Origin of the sequence: Auritidibacter ignavus (assembly GCF_029853775.1) — a bacterium.
Lineage (GTDB): Bacteria > Actinomycetota > Actinomycetes > Actinomycetales > Micrococcaceae > Auritidibacter > Auritidibacter ignavus.
Genome location: NZ_CP122564.1, coordinates 268685 through 288781, shown reverse-complemented (window position 1 = coordinate 288781; position 20097 = coordinate 268685). Strand labels below are relative to the sequence as shown.

Here is a 20097-nt window from a genome sequence, read left to right as displayed (position 1 = left end):
CTTCTGAACGACAGCTCGGGGGTATATCGACTGGGCACAACCATCTGTGGCCGTAGCTTCACTCAATGGCTGGTTTGACCCGGCATCCCTACAAAACTATCAGCTTCGGCGAATACCTCAGCTTATCTGCACGGGTGATCCTCGTTCTGCCATTTACCTCCCAGTTCGGACGACCCTCCTAGCATCTGGCAAGATCGTTTCGCCGTGGCGATACAATGTAGTCTCAATGTGAAGGTGCAGATTCCCTGCAACGGCACAAAGAAGACCTCTTGATGCCGTTGTATGTGGAGGAGCAGGAAAGGCTGTAGCGAGAAGTATGGCGTCTACCAACGACAAGGAAGCGGGTCATCCACAAACCGCTGAGTTCGTTTCGGCCGTAAAAGATTCGTATCCAGGTGTAGACAAGCTCACTCCCATCGGAGGGCGTCCTGGAATCGGAAAGTATATTCGTCAGCTATGGCAACGGCGTCACTTCATTTGGCGTCAGTCGCGAGGCCGCGTTGTTACGGGCAACGACGACGCCAAGCTGGGGCCACTTTGGTTGGTTCTTCGCCCAACTCTCGACGCAGCTTTCTACTGGATTATCTTCGGGCTGTTGTTGCAATTCGATCGGGGCATGGACAACTTTGTGGCCTTTGTCATTATTGGTGTCTTCATGTTCCAGATGACCAGTAGTGCCTTGGGAACCGGTAGCAAGGTGATCGCGTCGTCTCGCTCACTGATACGGGCTTTCAAGTTCCCGCGGATGGCGCTGCCTTTAGGAGAGGCTCTCTACGATTTGTTGCAAAGAGGCCCGGCCTTTTTGATGATGTTCTTGATCATCATGGCTATCCCTCCCCACGAACTTCCAGAGTGGAGTTGGCTCCTCTTCCCCATCATTCTGCTCATTCACGTCGTCCTAAATTTTGGCATCACGCTACTTGTTGCTCGGCTGGCGGTCGTTTTCCCTGACCTGAGTAAGGTGATTCCTTTTCTAACTCGCCTGCTCATGTACGGCTCTGGAGTGATCTTTCCGATCACCCGGTTTACGACTAGATATCCAACGTTGGAAGCCATAATCGAGCTGAATCCGATCTACACCGTCTTACTGATGTACCGCGAAATACTCATTGATGGCACGGTGCCAGCAGTCGAGCATTGGTTGGTTCTCTGCGGTTGGGCCGTTGTGTTGTTTGTCGCTGGGTTTCTAGTGTTTTGGCAAGGAGAGGAATCTTATGGTCGCGAACGAAACGTCTAAGCCTAAGAACTCTCCCACCCCGGAACCGGACGAGAGCGAGGACACCATTTCACCAACCACGACAGAGCTCGGAGAGCTCACGATGCTCGCCACAGACATTGAGCTCACTTACCGCGTGCGGATTTTAGATGAAGGCAAAGAGCGCGGATTAATTCAGTCACGCGGCAAGAAGACATCGTTTCAGGCGCTGAAAGGGATCTCGCTGGCAGCGCGCGAAGGTGAATTCATTGGGCTCGTAGGGCGAAACGGGTCGGGTAAAAGTACCTTGCTCAGGGTTCTCGCCGGTGTCGAGACTCCGAACTCAGGCCAGGTCGTGGCACGCTCCACACCGCAGCTACTGGGTGTTGGCGCCGCACTCTTGCCGAACCTCACCGGTATCGACAATATTCGTATCGGACTATTGGCCATGGGACTCACACCGGCACAGGTCGAAGAGAAAGTGCCCGAGGTTGTCGAACTGGCAGACATTGGTGACTTCGTACGGATGCCGATGCGTACCTACTCGTCCGGTATGGGAGCTCGGCTCCGTTTCTCGATCTCTGTGTCGGCAGACCCGGATATCTTGATGATCGATGAGGCCCTTTCCACCGGTGACGATGCCTTCCGACAACGCTCGAATCAGGCCATGAAGGACTTGATCGCCCGCTCCGGTACGGGATTCCTCGTTAACCACTCGCCCTCTGCAATTCGTGAAATGTGTACTCGAGTCATCTGGCTCGATAAGGGTGCAGTTGTCGAAGATGGCGAACCTGACGAGGTGATGAAGCACTACAGCTATTTCATGAATGCGTTGCGGCGCCACGGCGAAAATGTCGCCCAGGGTGTGAAGGAAAAGCACATGCAGACATTCCAGGATCGGATTGACGACATTGTGGAAGACGGCCAGCCATCATAACGAGGCCATACCTCATGGCGTCCTGTCATCTTTAGCCTAAACGCACTTCTGCCCCTCCCAACGATGTACTGGGAGGGGCAGAGATATGCGGGACCTTACGGGTTTTAGCTCTCAATCAACCGCAAGATTTTTCCTGAGATGACTCCTGGACGGAAATGCTTATGCATATAGTCACGAACTGCATATGACTCGTCGAGCAGAGCCTGGGGATCTGCGGCCAGCGACCGAATTCGCTGGACAGCGCTGTCGATATCGTCAACAAGCCACCGTGTTCCATATACTTGCTCTGCTCCAGCCCAAGGTAGGATCACCGGAACACAGCCCGCAGCCCCTCCTTCAGCAACCACCTGATGAGTTCCTTCATGATCACTCGTCGACAGAATGAAACCGGGGACGGTGGTATACCATTCTGCAAGGTCAGGACTGTGGCCATCAAATACTACAGCGTCTTTTAACACCGGTGAGGATTCGATCCGCTCATAAACCCTCTGGAAGTACTCCTGTTCTGCGGGTCTATCCTGCAACCAGGGATACTCCGTATATTCTTTCCCTTTGACGATCAGCTTATACTCTTGGTCCTTAGATGCGAGTTGCTCGATGATGTCCAAAGCTCGATCGAACCGTTTGGACTGCGGAACAGACCCGACAAAGCCGATATTCTTCGGGTTAATCTCGCTTCTATAGGTGAGAAATCGGCCCATATCGAACGTATTGCCGATGACGAAGCTCTTAGACGTCGGAATACCATAGCGAACCTGCGCCCTGCGCATCCCTACCGGCGAGACGAAAATAAACGCATCAACATTTTTGAGGATTGCTTGGTCTAGAAACTTCGTTCTCAGTTCCTGGGCATGCACCCTCGTGATGAGTTTTTGTCCCGGAAGCTTATTCTGGCTGTACCACACCAGATTGCCCAGCGACCACTCACAAAAGATCACGTCAGCGCCATCGAGAAGACGTCGACTTTGTTGTTCATCATGGATGCTATGGCCACCCCATCGGTCAATTCGGACACGGTGGCCCGCCTTTTGGATACCATTCATGATCTCGATAAAGAACTTAAAATCGTGTCCAGCGATAAGGACGGTTTGCGAGCTCTCATCAGGACCAGCGAGGGAAACGTTCCTAGCAGAACTAGTAGTAACTGCTGTTTTCGTTGAGTCTACTTGCTCTTTTTTGTCTCTGACAATCTGCCATGCGAAAACGTCCTCGTCGTCGAGAGTAGGAGTTTCACCCTCTAAAATTTGCGCGTAAGTGTCGCGTTCGAAGAGAACAAGCCTACTGTTGATGGCTGCCGAACACGTGGCAACGGGGACAAATAGGTTTCCCGGCGACCAAGACACAGCCTGCTTTCCGACGGCCTTCCAATCGCCGAAGGTTAGGCCGTTGAGAAGGTCTTCCACATCGTTTCGGCTCAAGGTCCCGATGGAATTGGCCGCCTTAACGACATGTCGAATGTCGTACTCGCGCAATGCGTCCATCTTCGACTGTGCCGTGGGCGCTACAACGACTTGGCCAGCGACTTCTTGACCGTCGAATTCTTCGTCAAGCAAATACATGTCAGGACGTACTGACTGCTTCTCGAACTCGGGGATATCACTCGCCGAGCACTCCACGGCAAAGGGATGCAGCTTGGGAGCTCTTACGAGGAACCCAGCGACGCGCATCATGTACACCAAACGATGGGCGCACGTGTGGGCCTCGTAAACATGTCGCAAGGCCTTCCACAAATCCTTGTGCCGGGCTTCCTCGGACGATTTCCAGCGTTTCAAGACACTATTGGCTTCGTCGGGATTTTCAACGGTGGGGACTGTACCCGCGAAAGTTTCATCGACACCACGACCAGGCGAGCTAAGAACGCTTGACCCGGATGCAGTAATCTCCACAACTCGGCGCGAAAACATCGAGGGAGAATCCACAACAGAGTTCCCGTTGAGATGGATCGGGTGTGCTTTATAGGCCTGGCACATCTCGGGGTAGCTCAAACTCTGTCGAGCGTAGCGACGGAAGCGATCTGGAAGCCGATAGGGCGAATTCGGGTCGTTATGCACCCGCTCATAGATAGCCAGCCCGTACGGAGCTGATTCGTAGAAGAGAAAGTCAAGGCCCTGCTTTCGTGTGGCATATTTGTCGCCATAATACGTGCCACCGTAGGCAATGGTGTCTTCGCGTTCACGAGTGCTCGGCAACGGATTGTGCAGTATTGGTTGAGCTGCGAAAGGCGCCGACGCGACGGCCGAAATGCGGTTATCTGGTTCAGCGTTATAGTCGACAATCGTGCGCGCATCAGTAGTAAACACGTAGTCACACCGAGCAGCCGTACGCTTAAAGCGGTTGTAATGAACTGGATCTTCCTTATTCCAGAACATCACGGGAATGCCGTGTTCTTGGGCATGATCAATCAGGTTAGCAATTGGCGCGTGACTCGTGTCGTCGTAATATCCGATGATGCCTTCCCACGCTTTGTCGTTACCCTGCCAGGCAGACTCAATGAAGACAGCATCAATGTCGTTGTGAGCGAACTGTTCCCGCCAGTCATCGGGCGTGACCCGAATCGCTGTCAGCTCGGGTAGGAACGTCTCGGAGGTAAACGTATCACCAATGAAGGCAACGGTGTAGGAATCCAACGGCCGTTCAGAAGAGCTCTTCGCTAGTTGCGATTGACTTCTCAAAAGCTCTTGGAGCGCAGACCAGTAGATCTCACCTGTCTGCTTCCACGTGCGGTTTTCTCTTACCCAGCGACGAGCGCGTACACCGAGCTGGTCTCTAAGTTCCGGGTTTCGGATGAGCCGGTGCAACTGTTCCTTCAGTTCAGGGACACTATCCTTCGCGAAGCTCAAAGCCCGTGATTTATCTTCGTCTGTACCGTAGAAAGCTCTGTGTGGCGAGACATCAGACAACACCACCGAACGCCCCACGGCCATAGCTTCCAAAGGCTTGAGCGGAGAAACAAGCTCAGTGACTGGCAACGATTTCCGGGCTAGCGGGAAAATGTCGATGCTCGACAGATAAGTCGGCATGTTGGCATTCGGTATGCCCTCGAGGTACCTGGTGCGAGGTTCTAAACCAGCCTCGGATACACGTTTCTTGAGTTCGGGCAGATAAGATCCACCACCAATGACCAAGAAGTTGAATTCATCTCCCTCTTCTTGAATAGCGGAGAGTGCGTCAACCACCAGATCAAGCCCTTCGTACTCGGTGACGCTACCGGCGAAGCCAACAACAGGCAGTTCAGGCTGGGAGAATCCGAGCTTCTTGAGCAGTTGGAGATCTTTACCTTGAGGAAAGAACTTATCGATATCCACCGAGTTTGCAGCAACGGAAATGTTGTCCCCGTTGACTCCACGTTCGACAAGATCGTCTTTCATTTCTTCTGTGATGACCACGACGTGGTCAGCCTCGCTGGCAACTTGAAACTCAAGCCGGCGGTCAAGTGCGTACTTTTCAGATCCGGCCCACGCTGGGTTCTTAGACGCCGCTGTGACTTCCCAGAAGCCTCTCATTTCGTAGACAAAGGGCACCCCGAGTCGGCGTGCAGCCATCAGGGCCGGAAGCGCAGTGAGGTAATTTGACGCTGACACAATCACCTCAGGCTTGTCGATCATGGCCTCGCGTACGTAAGCGTCTGCGCTGACTTGCAAGAAAACGCCAATGTCGCCTTCCCAGCTTTTGAGTCCGGGGTTGTGAACATAATGGACACCATTGATCTGTTGCTGATAGCGACGCTTTTCTTGAGGAACTTTAAAGCCTGTCGACGGGCGCCTATCCCACGGTTTACCAGGCAGTGGGGCGACAATGACGTCAGCGCCTTGCAACTGGAGCCCCTGTGCAATCCCCTGGGTTCTGGTCGTGTAGCCATTGCTATTGGACACGGGCGAAATGCCAACCGCATAGAGAATCCGATTCTGAACCGGCAAATAATTGCACGTATAGTGCTTCTGAGGTAGCTCGACAGGCTTGTCAAGTAACTTATGCAAGGACCGAACACGCTGAACAAATTTTTTCTCTCCATCGCCCAGCACGGCGCTTTCTGGAACACTGTCGAGGATACTGTTCGCTTCAGAGATGTTCCCTTGGACGTTCAAGACCTTATTTGCATAGGGCAATGCGTTCTTCACCGTAGGCTTTTTCTGAAACCGGTCTCTCAGGCTTTCCAGGGATTCTTTCGAGGAGAGATTGCTGGCTGCTGTCGGCAATACCCTTCCTCGGACATCACCTGCGCGCCGAACAGAGTTTCTCGTCAAGCGCACGACCTTTGCATTAAGGCGCCGGAGGAACATAACCATCACGAATGCCAAGAGCGCCAATAGCCAGAATAGAGCAACAACCAAGATTGCCAGGTCTATAAAAAATGCCAAGACAGTTGCAGCAACCGCCACCAAACCAAAGAAACCAACAACAAGCTGTTGCTTACGACTAAACCGTCTGAACAAACCAAGCATAATAACTTTTCAGCTCTCCACAATTATTTAGTACAGGTATATATCAGTCGTTACTTCGCGAGTCGCTGCGGAAAATTCCACTTGAAGGACGTCCGCTGGTTTATGAACACCATTCTTGGGAAAATACCAGCCCTGAATATCAGGGGTCTCTTCGCCTCGGCGTTGAACAATTTTGAGATCGCCTTCCGAACGTAATCTCAGGTGCCCAAGATTTTCGTTCGACGCGTTCTGGATGACCACGGTATCGCCCGATGGCCTGGCTCTGACATCGGGTCCGAAATGCCATAGCAACGTGTACTGATGGAGATCAGCAGACTCAATCGTATCGATAATCCGTACGTGGCGTTTGGCATCATTCGGCTGATCGTCTTGTGGTTGAACGGTCACTCTGCGACTATGCTTGACGCCCTCGTAGCGGTGGTTGAAGCCTTTGACGTCGAACATCCCCTGTTGCTCGACTTGCTGTAGCCCTACCTTGTCCATTTTTGTGGGGTCGATACGAGGTAGTCCTTCGCCATCCACGATAAGCGTATTGTGAGCGAAACTAGAGAAAGCATAAATAGTATACGGATCAGACATCTCGTACCCATTAGGGCCTGCTTCCCTGAGAATCTCGAGCCCTTTGTAGACGAGGTATACGCTCAGCTCATCGCTGTGTTTGTGGTAGTCGGAGTTATAAGCGGCTACGAAATGCAGATACAAAGAATCAAGATCTCGCCAGTCTTCACGAAATATTGCCACACCAGCTTCATCGGCAATGAACCGGTCGAAATCGGGCGGAGTGCCAAGTGCACCTTGGGTCAACGCATACCTATATGAGTCCGAGTTATAGACCCGACCATATCCTCTACCAAGAACCGGCCCAGGCGGGGTGTCGCTGACAGGCGCAAAGGAGCCCAAGGGGCTGATGGTTGCGATTGCGTATCTTTCAGAGGCTTTGAAGACTTCTCGTAAGGATTGTTCCGTCGTCGACGCTTGCTGGCCTTGTAATTGGTTGTATTCTTTCAGATGGCGACTCACGATGACGTGGTAGTCGGGGGACTGTTCCTTATGCACTCCTTCGGCCGTGTAACTGCTCTTGAAGTAGGCAGTCAATCGCCCGAACGCTAAATCATATAAACCTTCGTTGTCGTCAATGTAGCTACTGGCGAGCATCAAGGCGAGGTCCTGGAACATCCCGTGGTTCGTTCCGGCGCTATGGAATTCGTCTTGTACCAAAAGATCAACGCCTTCGCGAATAATGTCCTTCACGAAAGTCTGATCCGAGGCGCTGAGCAAAGGACCGTAGTCGTCCAGCAGACAGCACAACGCGATAGTTCGTTGAGCAGTGGACTCATCGTGGTACGACATTGGAATCCGGGAAGGAGGTAACCCCACTACGTCACGCCAGGTATGGAGTAGCCATATTAACTTTTCCGCAATAGCATCGTCTAAATCGATATGAAACGGGCGAAGATAATAATAAAAAAGCCAACCGTGCATTTGCCGAGCCAGACTACGGGTACGTCGGTGACGCCACACCTGACCATCCTCAAGTCGCAAGGTCTGTCGTGGTTGGATAGTCATCAGGTCACGGTCAACAAAACGCGAGCGCGCGTCGCGCATGGCGAGCATGTTGCGTTTCGGAAATAAATAGTCCAGTGTCATCTGTCACCCTTCTGTCGGTTCGGTCGCCAACGGAGGGTGCTTAACAACGGACTCAACGATGTCTTCGACCCCGTAAGATGCTTTCCAACCCAGTTCTTCGCGAATTTTATCGACGTTGGCAGTTACTGTCGCCGCGTCCCCATCGCGTGGAGGCGCGATCTGATACTCCAGGTCAACCCCTGGAACTCTCTGGAATGCATGGACGATATCCAGAACACTACTTCCGATACCTGTGCCTACGTTATATGTATAGACCCCTGTCGCATTCGGCTGGCCAAGTGCGTCAAGGGCGACAATATGTGCATCGACAAGATCTTCTATATGCACATAATCCCGAATGCAGGTGCCGTCAGGAGTGGGATAGGCATCTCCGTAGACTGAAACCACACCGTGGCTCGTCAGCATATTGCGGATAGCAGGCATGAGGTTCGTGGTGGTGGTGTCAGCAAGTTCTGAACTCGTCGCGCCAGCGACGTTGAAATAGCGTAAAGCCACGGCGGACAGCCCCCACGCCCGTTCCGCGTTGTGGAGAGATTGCTCGTTGATGAGCTTGGTCTGGCCATAGGAGTTGATGGGATGACAGGCAGTGTTTTCGAACACTTCCGACTCGCATGGTTGTCCATACACCGAAGCGGACGAAGAGAAAACGATCTTCTGAACGGCTGAGTCTCTCATAGCACTCAACAGATTGACGAGCCCACCGATATTATTTCGAAAATACATCTCGGGTTGCTCGACGGACTCGTTGACAGCCTTCTTCGCCGCAAAATGCACCACGGCGTCAATTTGATGGTCCGAAAGAATCTTGCTGAGCTGATCAACAGCCTTATCGGCCGACAGATCGAGTTGATATAACGGCACATCCGAGGGCACGCGCCTCTGAAGCCCCGTGGAGAGGTCATCGACCACGGCAATATCGTAAGCTCCCAGCTCGAGAGCCCGGGAGACGAAATGGCCACCGATGTAGCCGGCCCCGCCCGTCACTAAAAGTCGCATTTCCCTCTCCTCGACTCCTTGTCCTCCATGCGGTCAAATATGGCTGTCTCTGCTGACGACATCTTATTCGCCAAAAACTTCGAGGAGGGCAACCGTCAACCTCTCTGGTTGCCCTCCCGCGTCCAAGGACGACATGCAGTTATTTATCGCGCCACTGCCCACGAGTATCAATCACATGCTTGCCCGACACGCGGTCACGCAGATCGGCGAAGACAGCGTGGTCAACAAGCAACAGGACAATATCGGCTGCTTCAACAGCGGCATCCACGCTTGCGAAGTCGACGTTGGGCAAACCCTGCAATTTCGCGGGAAGCTCGTTCACGTGGGGTTCTACCGCGAGGATCTTGGAGCTGGAAAGCTCGCGTGCCATTTGCTCAGTGATTCGCATGGCCGGCGACTCTCGCAGGTCATCGATATTGGGCTTAAAGGCAAGACCCAGCGCCGCAATGACAGGAGCTCGGCCAGTTTCTTTCTCAACGTCATAGGCTTCTGCCTTGACCTGCTTGATGACCCAATCTGGCTTCGCGTCATTAATTTCGCGAGCGTTGCGGATCAACTTCGCCGAATCCGGTGCAGCGGCGACAATGAACCAGGGGTCCACAGCAATGCAGTGCCCACCAACGCCAGGGCCGGGCTGAAGGATGTTAACCCGCGGGTGGTGGTTGGCCAGTTCAATGACTTCCCAGACGTTGATCCCCAGCTCGTCACAAATCACAGACAGCTCATTCGCGAAGGCAATGTTGACGTCACGGAAGGAGTTTTCGACCAGTTTGGACATCTCGGCCGTGCGCAAATCGGTCAAAAGTAGTTCTGCCTTGCAGAAGCTACGGTAAAGGTCGCGTGCGCGCTCAGCAGCGTGCGGTGTCGAGCCACCAACGATCCGGTCATTGGTCACCAGCTCGACCATGACCTTACCGGGCAGCACTCGTTCTGGGCAGTGAGCGAATTCCAGTGTGCCCTTGTCTTGAAGATCTGGACGGGCTTGGTGAATCACATCCGCCAAGTGTTCGGTGGCCCCGGGAGGTGAGGTTGATTCCAGAATCACCAGCTCATCGCCCTGTAGCTGAGGAGCTATATTGCGACCTGCTACTTCAATATAGGAAAGGTCCGGGGTTTTGTCATCGTGGAACGGGGTGGGTACGGCCACGATGTAGGCATCAGCTTGCGGAGTCTCTGCCGAAGCTGACAGCAGGCCCTGATCAACGGCTCGCTTGACGTAGTCCTCGAGGTCTGGCTCAACGAACGGTACAGTTCCCGAGTTAATCGCCTGAATCGTTCTTTCATTGACGTCAACGCCAAAGACTTTCACACCGTTCTCGGCCAGAATTGCAGCCGTTGGAAGGCCAATGTAGCCAAGCCCCACGACGGCCACGGTCGAAATATTCGACATAGAATTATCCCTCGATTTCTTTCGGCACTTGGTTCAGTACAGCACCGCGGTCCGTGCGGGGGCACTGTACACCCCGGGGAAGTATACCCCAGGATTTTCAATGAGGTGACAACGCAACACCTACGGTACGTACCCCGTGAGCTTCTGATACAGCTCAGTGTAGCGACTTTCGTTGGACTTCCAGGTTCTTTCCTGCAACGCCCACGACCGTCCGGCATGACCGATAGTTTGTCGTAGCGTGGGGTTATCCAAGAGATCCGTCAGGACGCGCGCCCACTCAATGTCATGCTCTGGCGGGACCAACATACCGGTCACCCCGTGATGGACCAGTTCCGACAGAGCCGGAAGATCCGAGGCGACAACGGGCTTGCCACTGGCGGAAGCCTCAACCGATTTCATCGGAGTGACGGTCCTGGTGACGGACGAATCAATACGGGGCACGACGAACACGTCTAAGGCCTGGTGATACAGTATCGACTCTTCTCGTTGCACCCGGCCGGGTGCAATCAGTCGATCACTTAGTCCCAGCTCTTCGGCCAGACGGAGCAAGCTGGGGCGGGCGGTACCATCTCCGACAAGGAGCATCCGTAGCCGAGGCCTGCTCGGGGCCAGGTGAGCAACGGCACGCACGACAGTATCGAGTCCTTCGTACGGAACCAATGAACTGACCGTCCCCACAAGTTCCAGGTCACGCGGCAGCCCCAAGGCCTCGCGCGCTTCCTGAGTGGACCGGGGTTCCTTGAGGAACTCGCCCCCGATTGCATTTGGTGTCAGGACGATGTCTGCACTATCGCGATCGAATTCTTCGAGTTTGGCTCGCATTTGCTTCCCGAGTGTCACCACGCCGTCAGCGGCCAGCACAGATTCCTGTTCCCGCTGTGTAAACAACCGGTAATACTCAGACCGGTAGGCTTCCGCACCACGTGTTGACGCCCACGTATCGGCAAGTAACCCTCGGACTTCATACACCCATGGAATATCCAAAGCTTCTGCAACGGCACGCACGGCGTTAGCGTTATTCCAATGTGAGGTGGTGTGCAACAAAGCCGGCTTAACCTTGAGGGCATGAGTGAGCAACATCTCAGCATACTGTTGCTCACGTTTTTCAGCATCAGTGTGCAGGCGCCTTGGAATCAGCCGGTGGTAGTCGATGCCATCAAGATGATTGACGGCCGGGGCTGTCAGCCCTCCGGTCACCACAGGCCATCCCATGCGAGTTGCGGCGCTCACGTTCCATCCCCGAGATTGCAAGGCTCGCAAGATGGAGTGTGATCGTTGTGCATATCCCGAACCGGTATATGGCAACGAATTAGTCAGCACGTGGAGAATGGCACCTTGTTCGGGGTGATAGTCCGGCACCCTTGCTAGTTGGGGACGCTCTCCTTGGAAGGTTCTCAACTGTGACCGGTACCCTTTGCGCTTCCAGCCTTCTTTCCCCGAGGTTTTCAGCCCTTCGACAGCAGCGGTCATGTTGCCTTTATTCCACTGGATCCGTGACCGTGCGAGGCGGTAGCCCTTGCCTCCGGGGCGCACTCTGGCCAACCCCCATTCGGCCGCCTCGGTGTCTCCACTGCTGGTGAGCAGGTTGACCAGCTCGAGAACTTTACGGGAGCCTGCACGTGCTTCCACGGCTCTACACAATTCTTCTCGTAAGCTTTCGGAGTTCCCACGTATGGCTGCCCCCAGAGCCCCGACAACATCAAGTGGTCCGCCGTGGATCTTGGACGCAACGCTGGCGACAGGCTCAGAAATCGACGTCGGCAACCGTCGCGCTACTTGCAAGGCAAATAACGCAGGGTCTTGTCCGATATGGTCTCTTGCGGTTTGGGCCGCAAGCTGGAAATTGCGAAGAAGCTGAGGGGTTCTGTTCCATGATGGTGACGCATTGGCCGTGTTCGTTGCTAAAGAGCCCTTTCGTGCCTGGAGCAGGTGACCTAGCAGCGCAGAGAGCCGGGAGGCCTCGACATCGAGAGAAATGTTGTCGGCAGCCCACCGGTGGGATGCAATATTCTGAGCAGTAGAATCTGGGTTCTTCGCAAGCTCCAGCCAATAGGAGGCCAATTGGTCGGCAGTAAGCTCGCCGAGTGGCTGATGTCCGGCAACGCGCAGTGTCTGCGCTGCCTCTCCTTGTACCAAACCGGTGATATGTTTTCCCGTTGCCAGTAATTCGTAGAGTTTGGAAGGAACAGTGTGTCTGAAGCTCTGCCAGTCTGGTCGAAGACTCACAACACATGTATCGGCCCATTGATAATGTTCGGTAGCGCGGTGCGACGGCACGGCGTCGTAAAGCTCCGCCGGTGACCCTAACGACCGGTTGGTTTTAATCAGAAGGTGTTTTTGAGTGCCCTGACCAACAAATCGCAACTGGATCCGGGAATTCTGGCGTTGTGCTAACGCGACTGCCTGCAACACTAGGGCAAGATTCTGCGATTCTCCATGATTTCCCAAATACAGGACGTGTAGCTCCCCTGGTTCGCGTGACCTCGACGGTAGCAGAGCCTCAGCTGAAACACTCACGCCATTTCGAATAGTGGCAACGTTTGTCATTCCGCGCTCTCGCAATGTCTGAGCAAATCCTTGAGTAACGGTGATGAGCAGGTCTGCCGATCGCTGAAGCCAGGTCACGACCTGTGACGCAGATTCGGAAACCACTTTTCCGCCAACATTCGCTTCGGTGAGAAGATCGGGCCATGCATCGCGCATCTCGACGACGAACGGTTTTTTCAGCAGTTTGGAGATAACGCGACCAGATACTAAATTCGGCAAGGCAGGTACGGTGGCAATCACGATGTCGACGTCGGAAAATCTTCGGGCCAAAGGAATAAACTCCGCGGCGTGTATCGTGCTCTCCAGCAGACGAGCCCACCGAGAGTGCTTCGTGCGGTGGGTCACCCCAGTTCGAATAATGCGTTCTCCTGCTGGTCCCAGTTCTTCACTCGGGTGATCAGCAACTCCCTGAGTCAGAACAGCTACCTCGCACCCAAAACCTCGTAAGAACTTGATGAAGTTCTGCCACCGTCGCTGTGGTGGAGTTTGCTCAGGCCAATACGAATGCGTGACGAGGAGAATTTTCACCGGCTCGGGATTGCTAGCAGTCATCAAACACATTCCATAGAGCATCGAATAGTTGCGGCGTGCGCGGGAACCAGGCGTCGAGTCACACTATCCCTGTACCCCGGATTCCACAGCAGACGGTTCTGGCGGGTTCGCTGGGGAAGTCGATTCTGGTTGGTTGCTACCGTCGGGATTTTGTTCTGCGTCGTATTCTTCTAAGAACTCATCCATGGTGCCAGAGCGTAACGCCTCTCGCATGCGATCAGTGGCGGCCTCGTCTTGTCGCACAATCGCTGCCCCGCCTGAGGTGATATCGGCGCCAGCATTCGGAATTGTGAACATCTTAATATCGGAGGAGCGAATGTTAGACATCGACAGCCCGTAGTTCAGCATAGTTTCGGCATCAAGGCCGTCGTCTACCGACAGATACGGGCTCAGGGTCGTAATGACATCGCTGAGTGTTCCTGGATTTGTCAAAACATCGCGTGCCAAGAGTTGATCCACCAGACCTTCGAGGAACAGCTGTTGGTTTTTTACACGCTGGTAATCACCATCGTTGAACGCGTGGCGTTCCCGTACAAACCGCAACGCATCGGTGCCGGAAACTTTGATTTTGCCCTCGGGGAAGAACGAGGGGTTTCGGATACCCGATGAAAATGCCTGTTCGTTGTCGACTTCCACACCGCCAAGCGCTTCGGTGACATCACGGAATCCTTCAAAGTCGATAATGGCAATGTGATCGATGTCCGAGCCGACGAGTCCTTCCACAGTGTCAACGACCAGAGGGAACCCCCCTTCTTCATATGCACCGTTGATCTTGCCCATGCCATACCCTGGGATCTCGACCCATAAGTCGCGCATGATGGACATCACATACACTTCTTCGTGACCATCCGGTATGTGCACAAACATGATCGTGTCTGTGCGCGCGCCATCTTCGCCGGCTTCTTTATCTTCCGGTCGTTGGTCACTACCCAGCAAGAGCAAATTCAGTTCGCCATCATCCATTACCGGTCGAGTGGTATCAATACCACTATCGATGGTCTGAGTTCGCTCATTGACGTTCGAAATAAGTGTACGCGCGTACACCGAAGTACTGGCGACGACGGACACCACAATCAAAACCACAGCGACGATGACGGAGAAGATAATGCCATGAGGGCGGGTGGCGACTCGACTAACGCGCCGGGGCGCATAGATCCGAGAGGACTCAGCCATACGGCGTCCTTCCTTTCATCTCTGCTGTGGTAGTGCAACAGGTAAGCGTTAACAACAAGCCAGCAACGAGCCCGTGAAGTCTACGTGGAGTCTTCGCGATACCGTACGCTGATAACGTCATAGTGGGTAACAATCTACTCCGAGTATCGTATATCAGAAATCCGAATCTACCCATTTCCAAGTTACCGTTGCGTTGTGCGTGGCTTTCGTTGACACCTCGGACAGTAATACGAGGACCGATTCATGAACTTATCACGGCGAATAAGAGTGTCGTACCCTTCGGCTAGGCAACGACGACAATACGTGCCCTCCTGATGGTAGGCGTTTAACGAGCGATCAAAATACCCAGATTCGCCGTTGACGTTGACATAAAGAGCGTCGAAACTCGTTCCGCCTTCTTTCAGGGCCTGTTCCATAACCTTCTGTACACACTGATAAAGCGTTCGCACTTGTTTGCGGCTCAACCGGTTACATGGCCGGTTATAGTGTATTTTTGCCCGCCACAGCGCTTCATCCGCATAGATATTTCCGATACCGGAAACCAGGTTCTGATCCAGAAGCGCCCGTTTAATTGCGGTCTGCTTCTTGCTCAGCACCTGATAGATGTGGTCTACGTCAAAATGGTTATCCAAAGGGTCTCGTCCGATATGAGTCACCGTCGTCGGGATCAGCTCATCGGGCTCATCCGCGGTGGGAACAAGTCGATCAAGATAGAGACCTCCGAAGATCCGTTGATCCACGAACCGTAACTCAGTCGGTGCCTGTCCGTGACCGGATGCACTGTCCAAGCGCAATCTGATGCGCAGATGGTGAGGAGCCGGTGCGCTGTGATGACTCAACAAGATCTGCCCGCTCATCCCCAGATGGACGACTAGCGCTGTCGGAGATTTCTGCTCGGTTGGGGAATGGTGTAACGGAATCCACAGATACTTGCCTCGCCGTTGAGGTTGCTCGAGCTCCGCCTGACGCAACGAGGTCACGAAGTCAATCGGACCTTGCCGGTGCCGTCGAACTGACCTTGGATCAAGCACCTCAACGTCAAGGACCTGTTGGTTCGTGATCCAGCGCGATAGCCCCCGCCGCACCACTTCAACTTCCGGAAGTTCAGGCATTCTGGGCAATGTCTTTCTGCAGGGCGTCGTATCCGTCCCACGCAGCCAGCCGTTCGGCCTCCTTTTTGCTACCGGCTTGGCCTACACCGTATTTTTTCTCGGCAACATAGAGTTCTGCGGTGAACTCTCGTGCGTGGTCGGGACCTCGCGAGCTGAGTCGATACTCGACGGGCGCCAAACTTGCCGAGTCGGCCTCCATCTGGACCAGAGTCTTCCAGTCGCGACCGATGCCCATCACGTAGTCGTCATCAAGAAGAGGAATGACATAACGGTGAACCAAACCTCGGGCAGCCTGGTGTCCTTCTTCCAGGTAAGTTGCTCCAATCAAGGCTTCCATGGTGTCCGCAAGGATGGAGTCCTTATCTGCGCCCCCGGTGCGAGTTTCACCTTCACCGAGCAAAATGTGTTGCCCAACCCCAATGCTTCGCCCAACTCGTGCTAAGGCCACCGTGGAGACAATCGATGATCTCTTTTTGGCAAGTTGTGACTCATCCTCATCAGGGAATGCACGGTAAAGATGATCGGTCACAATAATCTGCAGGACTGCGTCGCCGAGAAATTCTAGACGTTCGTTCGTCGGCAACCCACCCTTCTCAAAGGCATAAGAACGGTGGGTTAATGCAAGACGAAGCATCTCGGAGCCTAGGTGGACTCCGAGATGCTTCGTAAGATCTTCAGTCATCAAAGACTAAATATCGGCGACTTTGCGGCCCTTGTACTCGTAGAAGAGCGGGGTACCAGCAGAGTCGGTCACAACGTTAGCCTGGTGTGGCATACGGTAGGTTACTTTGCCGTTTTCAACGGTCTTAACAAGCTCAGGCGCCTGGGCCTTCCACTGCGAACGACGCATGCGGGTGTTGGCGCGAGACTTTTTTCCCTTAGGAACAGCCATGGTTATCTCTCTTCTGGTTCTTGGGTCTGGGTCTGGTTATCTATTGTAGCGTCAGCATCAGTTTGTTCCGCTGATGATAACGCCGCGAGTGCAGCCCACCGTGGGTCAAGCTGCTCATGGTGGTGATCCTCATCGACTTCGTCAAGACGTACGCCACATTGATCGCACAGGCCCTGACAGTCAGGTTTGCATACCGGTTTGAAAGGAAAAGCAGACAACACTGCGTCAATGACTGGTAGCCCAATATCAATCGCATCATTGACGATCAGACGTTGCTCTTCCGGATCAAGTTCCGGATCTGGCACGTACTGGTACAGCTCGCTAATGCTCACGTTCAGGTCCTGCGACAAAGGGTCCAGGCAACGTGAGCACTCACCACGAAGTTCCGCGTTGACGTCCCCGGAAACCAAAATTCCTTCGTGCAAGGAATCCATCCTGAGATCCAACTCGATCACAGAGCCCGGCTCTACTCGGGCTATAGGCGTTTCCATTCCCTCGGGTGCCACGACCTGTCGTTGAACCGGTTCAGAAGATCCAGCAACACCGTTGAGGTTCTTAACGTTCAAAACCCACGCAGAGTCAGAGGGCACGAAAGCACCAGCCACAGAATTCTTTTCTAGGTTCGCCATGCTTATCGGACCTCCTATCACCGTCTCATGGGTAAATCAGGACCCTCGTTACTGAGGACATCTCTTATTGGTAGCCATCTCAGAGCGATTCTTCCCCTGAAGAACAACCACCGAGCCAAACCTACAGAATACACCGTGAAATCTCGATACCAAAATTAGGCCATAAGCTTTAGAGCGGAGGAAAGCATCTGGTACGGCTTGGGTTCACGCAATAGACGGTGTCCTATGGCTTTTGCCGCTATTATGCCTTTCTTCTCTATTTTCCGTATGGCTTCCCGTCACATTGAAGGTACAATCGCTCATGCTCACCGAGTGAAACACACACCTTGAAGAAATACCGAATGAAACGGACCGCAAAATGAACTCCACGACCCAGCGCAACGCAATCTTATCTCGGGGGATGCCAGAACGCCGGTACCTCCCGGAACTACACGGCATCAGAGGTCTCGCTCTCGCTGGTGTGGTCCTCTTTCATCTCTTTGGGGCCGGCAGGATTTCCGGGGGCATTGATATCTTCCTTGCTGTTTCGGGGTTCCTCTCCACCGGAATGCTTTTGCGAGAAGCCACCGCCAAGGTGGGCGCATCAATCTCTGGAACTACTTCGGACGCTTATTCCGACGCATTTTCGTCCCTGCCGCATTGGTCGCCTTGATCACCCTTGGTGTGGGATTGTTGGTGATGCCGGCAACCGGTCATCGCCAATTGTGGGCTGAAGCTCGAGCCTCGCTACTTTATTTCGAAAATTTCGAGCTGATCAACTCCCAGCTGGCGTACGGAGCCGCCGGGCCCGAGACCTCCCCGTTTCAGCATTTCTGGTCGTTAGCCGTCCAAGGTCAGTTCTATCTCATCTGGCCTCTCATCACGGTCATCGCAGTCTTGGTAGCGCGAGCAATCAGGAGCTCGGCCCCACTCGTTCTCGCCATTATCTCGACGCTTATCTTCCTCGCATCGTTTACCTACGCCATCTACGTTGGGAGTTACAACCAAGCCGAGGCCTACCTGATGACTGAGACCAGAGCCTGGCAACTAGCCTTCGGGGCTCTCCTGGCCTTGTTCATCAGCACGTTGCGTTTGCCCCGCATGCTTCGGCCCGTTGGGAGTTGGGTGGGTGTCGCCCTGATCGTCTCCTGTGGGTTCGTCCTTGACGGTGCGCAACTGTTTCCTGGTCCGTGGGCTCTTTGGCCACTACTCGGGCTCGTTCTCGTTCTGATCTCCGCCGGACCTGACGGAGGCAACCACGACCCTTCGTACACGGCAACTCGACTATTGTCGTCCCGTCCCTTTGGCTGGGTCGCCGACCACGCCTATGCCCTCTACCTCTGGCACTGGCCACTACTGTTCTACTACCTGCAGATACGAGATCGCGAAGCTGTTGGGATACGAGGTGCCACCCTCATTCTCCTCGCGTCCTTATTCCTGGCAATGCTCACGCACCGGTTCGTGGAACGGCCCCTACAGCATCACGGCGGAAAACCACAGTCCCACGGCCTGTTGCGTAATAAGCCCACAGTGCTTACCGGTGCTGCCAGTCTCGTCACGCTGGCCGTATTGACCACCCAACTTGCACCATCCCCCGCCGACCTAGACCAAGCCTTCGGTGACCTCGACCCAGCTGTCTACCCCGGTGCCGCGGTCGAGCTTCAAGATGAGGAACCTCCCGACGCAGACGTGTTTCCACAGCCCGAAGACGCCGCGGACTACCGAGCCGCATACCATTTCAGGAATTGCACGCAAAAAATGGGAAACAACCCAGGAACAGACGAGGTCCTTGTCTGCGACGACGAGGAAGCACCTGAGTCGCCGACTGCGACCGTGGTGCTGGCCGGAGGATCACACGCCGGACACTTGGAAGACGCCTTTAAAACCTTGGCCCGCAAGTATGACTGGGAAGTTCTCATCGTCCTAAAACCAGGCTGCGTATTCAGCGGATCTGCGAATCAACCGGGAGATATGTGCACCGCATGGAACAACAACTTCATCGGCTGGCTCAACAACAACGACGTTGACCTTGTCGTCGCCCCCGGAACCCGCCACGAGGCCGAGGAAGATCGGGAAAACATCCCTGACCGAGCTGAGGAGTGGTGGGAGCGAATCACCGCAACGGATACGGAGCTTCTTTTGATTCGGGGGACACCACGTTCTGAACACGATCTTCCATCTTGTTTGGCCGAAGGCGGAAGCCCTCATGAGTGTGGGCCCTCAGCCCTAGCACTGCACCAACCGAACCCCCTGAACAGCATCGAACTACCTGACGGCGTTCAGCACATCGACCTCACCGATGCGGTGTGCCCGGCCATTCACGATGAATCGGCATCACGGTGCGACGCTGTTGTCGGGAATATTCTTGTGACTTTCGATAGCAACCACCTCACTCGCCCGTTCTCCCAATCGCTCGCACCCGTCATCGAAGAACAAATGCAAGACACCTTCCCTCACCTGCTCCGATAAAACGCTGAGCAACGACGCTGGTGAGGTTAGAATACTCGGTGGCTTTAATAAACCACCTTGCAGTACCAGTTCCGGAGCCGTATCGGCGATCTATACGAGGGCCTGCGGATCTACGAGACCCCAGCACGGCCATGTCC

The 20097-nt window shown here is 54.1% G+C and carries 14 protein-coding genes; 4 read left to right on the top strand and 10 right to left on the bottom strand.

The features are described from left to right. Window positions 1-316 precede the first annotated feature (316 nt). Together QDX22_RS01235 and QDX22_RS01230 are read left to right on the top strand one after the other, a co-directional pair. A complete protein-coding gene (locus QDX22_RS01235; protein ID WP_110100344.1) occupies window positions 317-1237 on the top strand; it encodes an ABC transporter permease in 921 nt (306 codons plus the stop codon). Beyond that, window positions 1215-2132, top strand: coding sequence for an ABC transporter ATP-binding protein (locus QDX22_RS01230; protein WP_110099472.1), 918 nt, complete (start codon window positions 1215-1217; stop codon window positions 2130-2132). The genes QDX22_RS01235 and QDX22_RS01230 overlap by 23 nt, the downstream gene beginning before the upstream one ends. 104 nt (window positions 2133-2236) lie before the next feature. Here the strand turns inward: QDX22_RS01230 and QDX22_RS01225 are convergent, their stop codons facing one another. From QDX22_RS01225 to QDX22_RS01180, 10 genes are all read right to left on the bottom strand, one after another. Continuing rightward, complete coding sequence (locus QDX22_RS01225) at window positions 2237-6574, bottom strand: glycosyltransferase (protein ID WP_110099471.1); 4338 nt, start codon at window positions 6572-6574, stop codon at window positions 2237-2239. 27 nt (window positions 6575-6601) lie between these two features. Continuing rightward, window positions 6602-8221 carry a heparinase II/III domain-containing protein gene (locus QDX22_RS01220; RefSeq protein WP_110099470.1) on the bottom strand — a complete coding sequence of 540 codons (1620 nt, stop codon included), beginning with the start codon at window positions 8219-8221 and terminating at the stop codon, window positions 6602-6604. Between the two features lie 3 nt (window positions 8222-8224). Then, the gene (gene galE / locus QDX22_RS01215) at window positions 8225-9217 is read right to left on the bottom strand and encodes a UDP-glucose 4-epimerase GalE (RefSeq protein WP_279717913.1); all 993 of its coding nucleotides are present in this window, start codon (window positions 9215-9217) and stop codon (window positions 8225-8227) included. Between the two features lie 139 nt (window positions 9218-9356). Next, complete coding sequence (gene wecC / locus QDX22_RS01210; protein WP_110099468.1) at window positions 9357-10607, bottom strand: UDP-N-acetyl-D-mannosamine dehydrogenase; 1251 nt, start codon at window positions 10605-10607, stop codon at window positions 9357-9359. 120 nt (window positions 10608-10727) lie between these two features. Beyond that, window positions 10728-13706: a glycosyltransferase gene (locus QDX22_RS01205; RefSeq protein WP_158278428.1), complete on the bottom strand. Its 2979-nt coding sequence runs from the start codon at window positions 13704-13706 to the stop codon at window positions 10728-10730. Between the two features lie 63 nt (window positions 13707-13769). Then, a complete protein-coding gene (locus QDX22_RS01200) occupies window positions 13770-14879 on the bottom strand; it encodes an LCP family protein (protein WP_110099466.1) in 1110 nt (369 codons plus the stop codon). 182 nt (window positions 14880-15061) lie between these two features. Further along, on the bottom strand, window positions 15062-15991 hold the full coding sequence (mutM, locus tag QDX22_RS01195) for a bifunctional DNA-formamidopyrimidine glycosylase/DNA-(apurinic or apyrimidinic site) lyase (protein ID WP_110100341.1): 930 nt from the start codon (window positions 15989-15991) through the stop codon (window positions 15062-15064). Further along, a complete protein-coding gene (rnc, locus tag QDX22_RS01190; RefSeq protein WP_110099464.1) occupies window positions 15984-16673 on the bottom strand; it encodes a ribonuclease III in 690 nt (229 codons plus the stop codon). Before rnc ends, mutM begins: the two co-directional genes overlap by 8 nt. Window positions 16674-16679: 6 nt before the next feature. Next, the gene (rpmF, locus tag QDX22_RS01185; RefSeq protein ID WP_110099463.1) at window positions 16680-16883 is read right to left on the bottom strand and encodes a 50S ribosomal protein L32; all 204 of its coding nucleotides are present in this window, start codon (window positions 16881-16883) and stop codon (window positions 16680-16682) included. Between the two features lie 2 nt (window positions 16884-16885). Next, entirely contained in the window at window positions 16886-17512 is a 627-nt protein-coding gene (locus tag QDX22_RS01180) for a YceD family protein (protein WP_110100339.1), read from the bottom strand. Between the two features lie 358 nt (window positions 17513-17870). Here QDX22_RS01180 and QDX22_RS01175 point away from each other — a divergent pair, with 358 nt between their 5' ends. Both QDX22_RS01175 and QDX22_RS01170 read left to right on the top strand, forming a co-directional pair. Beyond that, window positions 17871-18164 carry a hypothetical protein gene (locus QDX22_RS01175; RefSeq protein ID WP_110099461.1) on the top strand — a complete coding sequence of 98 codons (294 nt, stop codon included), beginning with the start codon at window positions 17871-17873 and terminating at the stop codon, window positions 18162-18164. Next, entirely contained in the window at window positions 18095-19960 is a 1866-nt protein-coding gene (locus tag QDX22_RS01170; RefSeq protein WP_341849192.1) for an acyltransferase family protein, read from the top strand. Before QDX22_RS01175 ends, QDX22_RS01170 begins: the two co-directional genes overlap by 70 nt. The last annotated feature ends 137 nt before the right edge of the window (window positions 19961-20097 follow it).

What these genes read in the sequence shown, in the direction of transcription:
- QDX22_RS01235 (WP_110100344.1), top strand. Translation starts at nt 317, where the DNA reads ATGGCGTCTACCAACGACAAGGAAGCGGGTCATCCACAAACCGCTGAG.
- QDX22_RS01230 (WP_110099472.1), top strand. Translation starts at nt 1,215, where the DNA reads ATGGTCGCGAACGAAACGTCTAAGCCTAAGAACTCTCCCACCCCGGAA.
- QDX22_RS01225 (WP_110099471.1), bottom strand. Translation starts at nt 6,574, where the DNA reads ATGCTTGGTTTGTTCAGACGGTTTAGTCGTAAGCAACAGCTTGTTGTT.
- QDX22_RS01220 (WP_110099470.1), bottom strand. Translation starts at nt 8,221, where the DNA reads ATGACACTGGACTATTTATTTCCGAAACGCAACATGCTCGCCATGCGC.
- galE (WP_279717913.1), bottom strand. Translation starts at nt 9,217, where the DNA reads ATGCGACTTTTAGTGACGGGCGGGGCCGGCTACATCGGTGGCCATTTC.
- wecC (WP_110099468.1), bottom strand. Translation starts at nt 10,607, where the DNA reads ATGTCGAATATTTCGACCGTGGCCGTCGTGGGGCTTGGCTACATTGGC.
- QDX22_RS01205 (WP_158278428.1), bottom strand. Translation starts at nt 13,706, where the DNA reads ATGACTGCTAGCAATCCCGAGCCGGTGAAAATTCTCCTCGTCACGCAT.
- QDX22_RS01200 (WP_110099466.1), bottom strand. Translation starts at nt 14,879, where the DNA reads ATGGCTGAGTCCTCTCGGATCTATGCGCCCCGGCGCGTTAGTCGAGTC.
- mutM (WP_110100341.1), bottom strand. Translation starts at nt 15,991, where the DNA reads ATGCCTGAACTTCCGGAAGTTGAAGTGGTGCGGCGGGGGCTATCGCGC.
- rnc (WP_110099464.1), bottom strand. Translation starts at nt 16,673, where the DNA reads ATGACTGAAGATCTTACGAAGCATCTCGGAGTCCACCTAGGCTCCGAG.
- rpmF (WP_110099463.1), bottom strand. Translation starts at nt 16,883, where the DNA reads ATGGCTGTTCCTAAGGGAAAAAAGTCTCGCGCCAACACCCGCATGCGT.
- QDX22_RS01180 (WP_110100339.1), bottom strand. Translation starts at nt 17,512, where the DNA reads ATGGCGAACCTAGAAAAGAATTCTGTGGCTGGTGCTTTCGTGCCCTCT.
- QDX22_RS01175 (WP_110099461.1), top strand. Translation starts at nt 17,871, where the DNA reads ATGAACTCCACGACCCAGCGCAACGCAATCTTATCTCGGGGGATGCCA.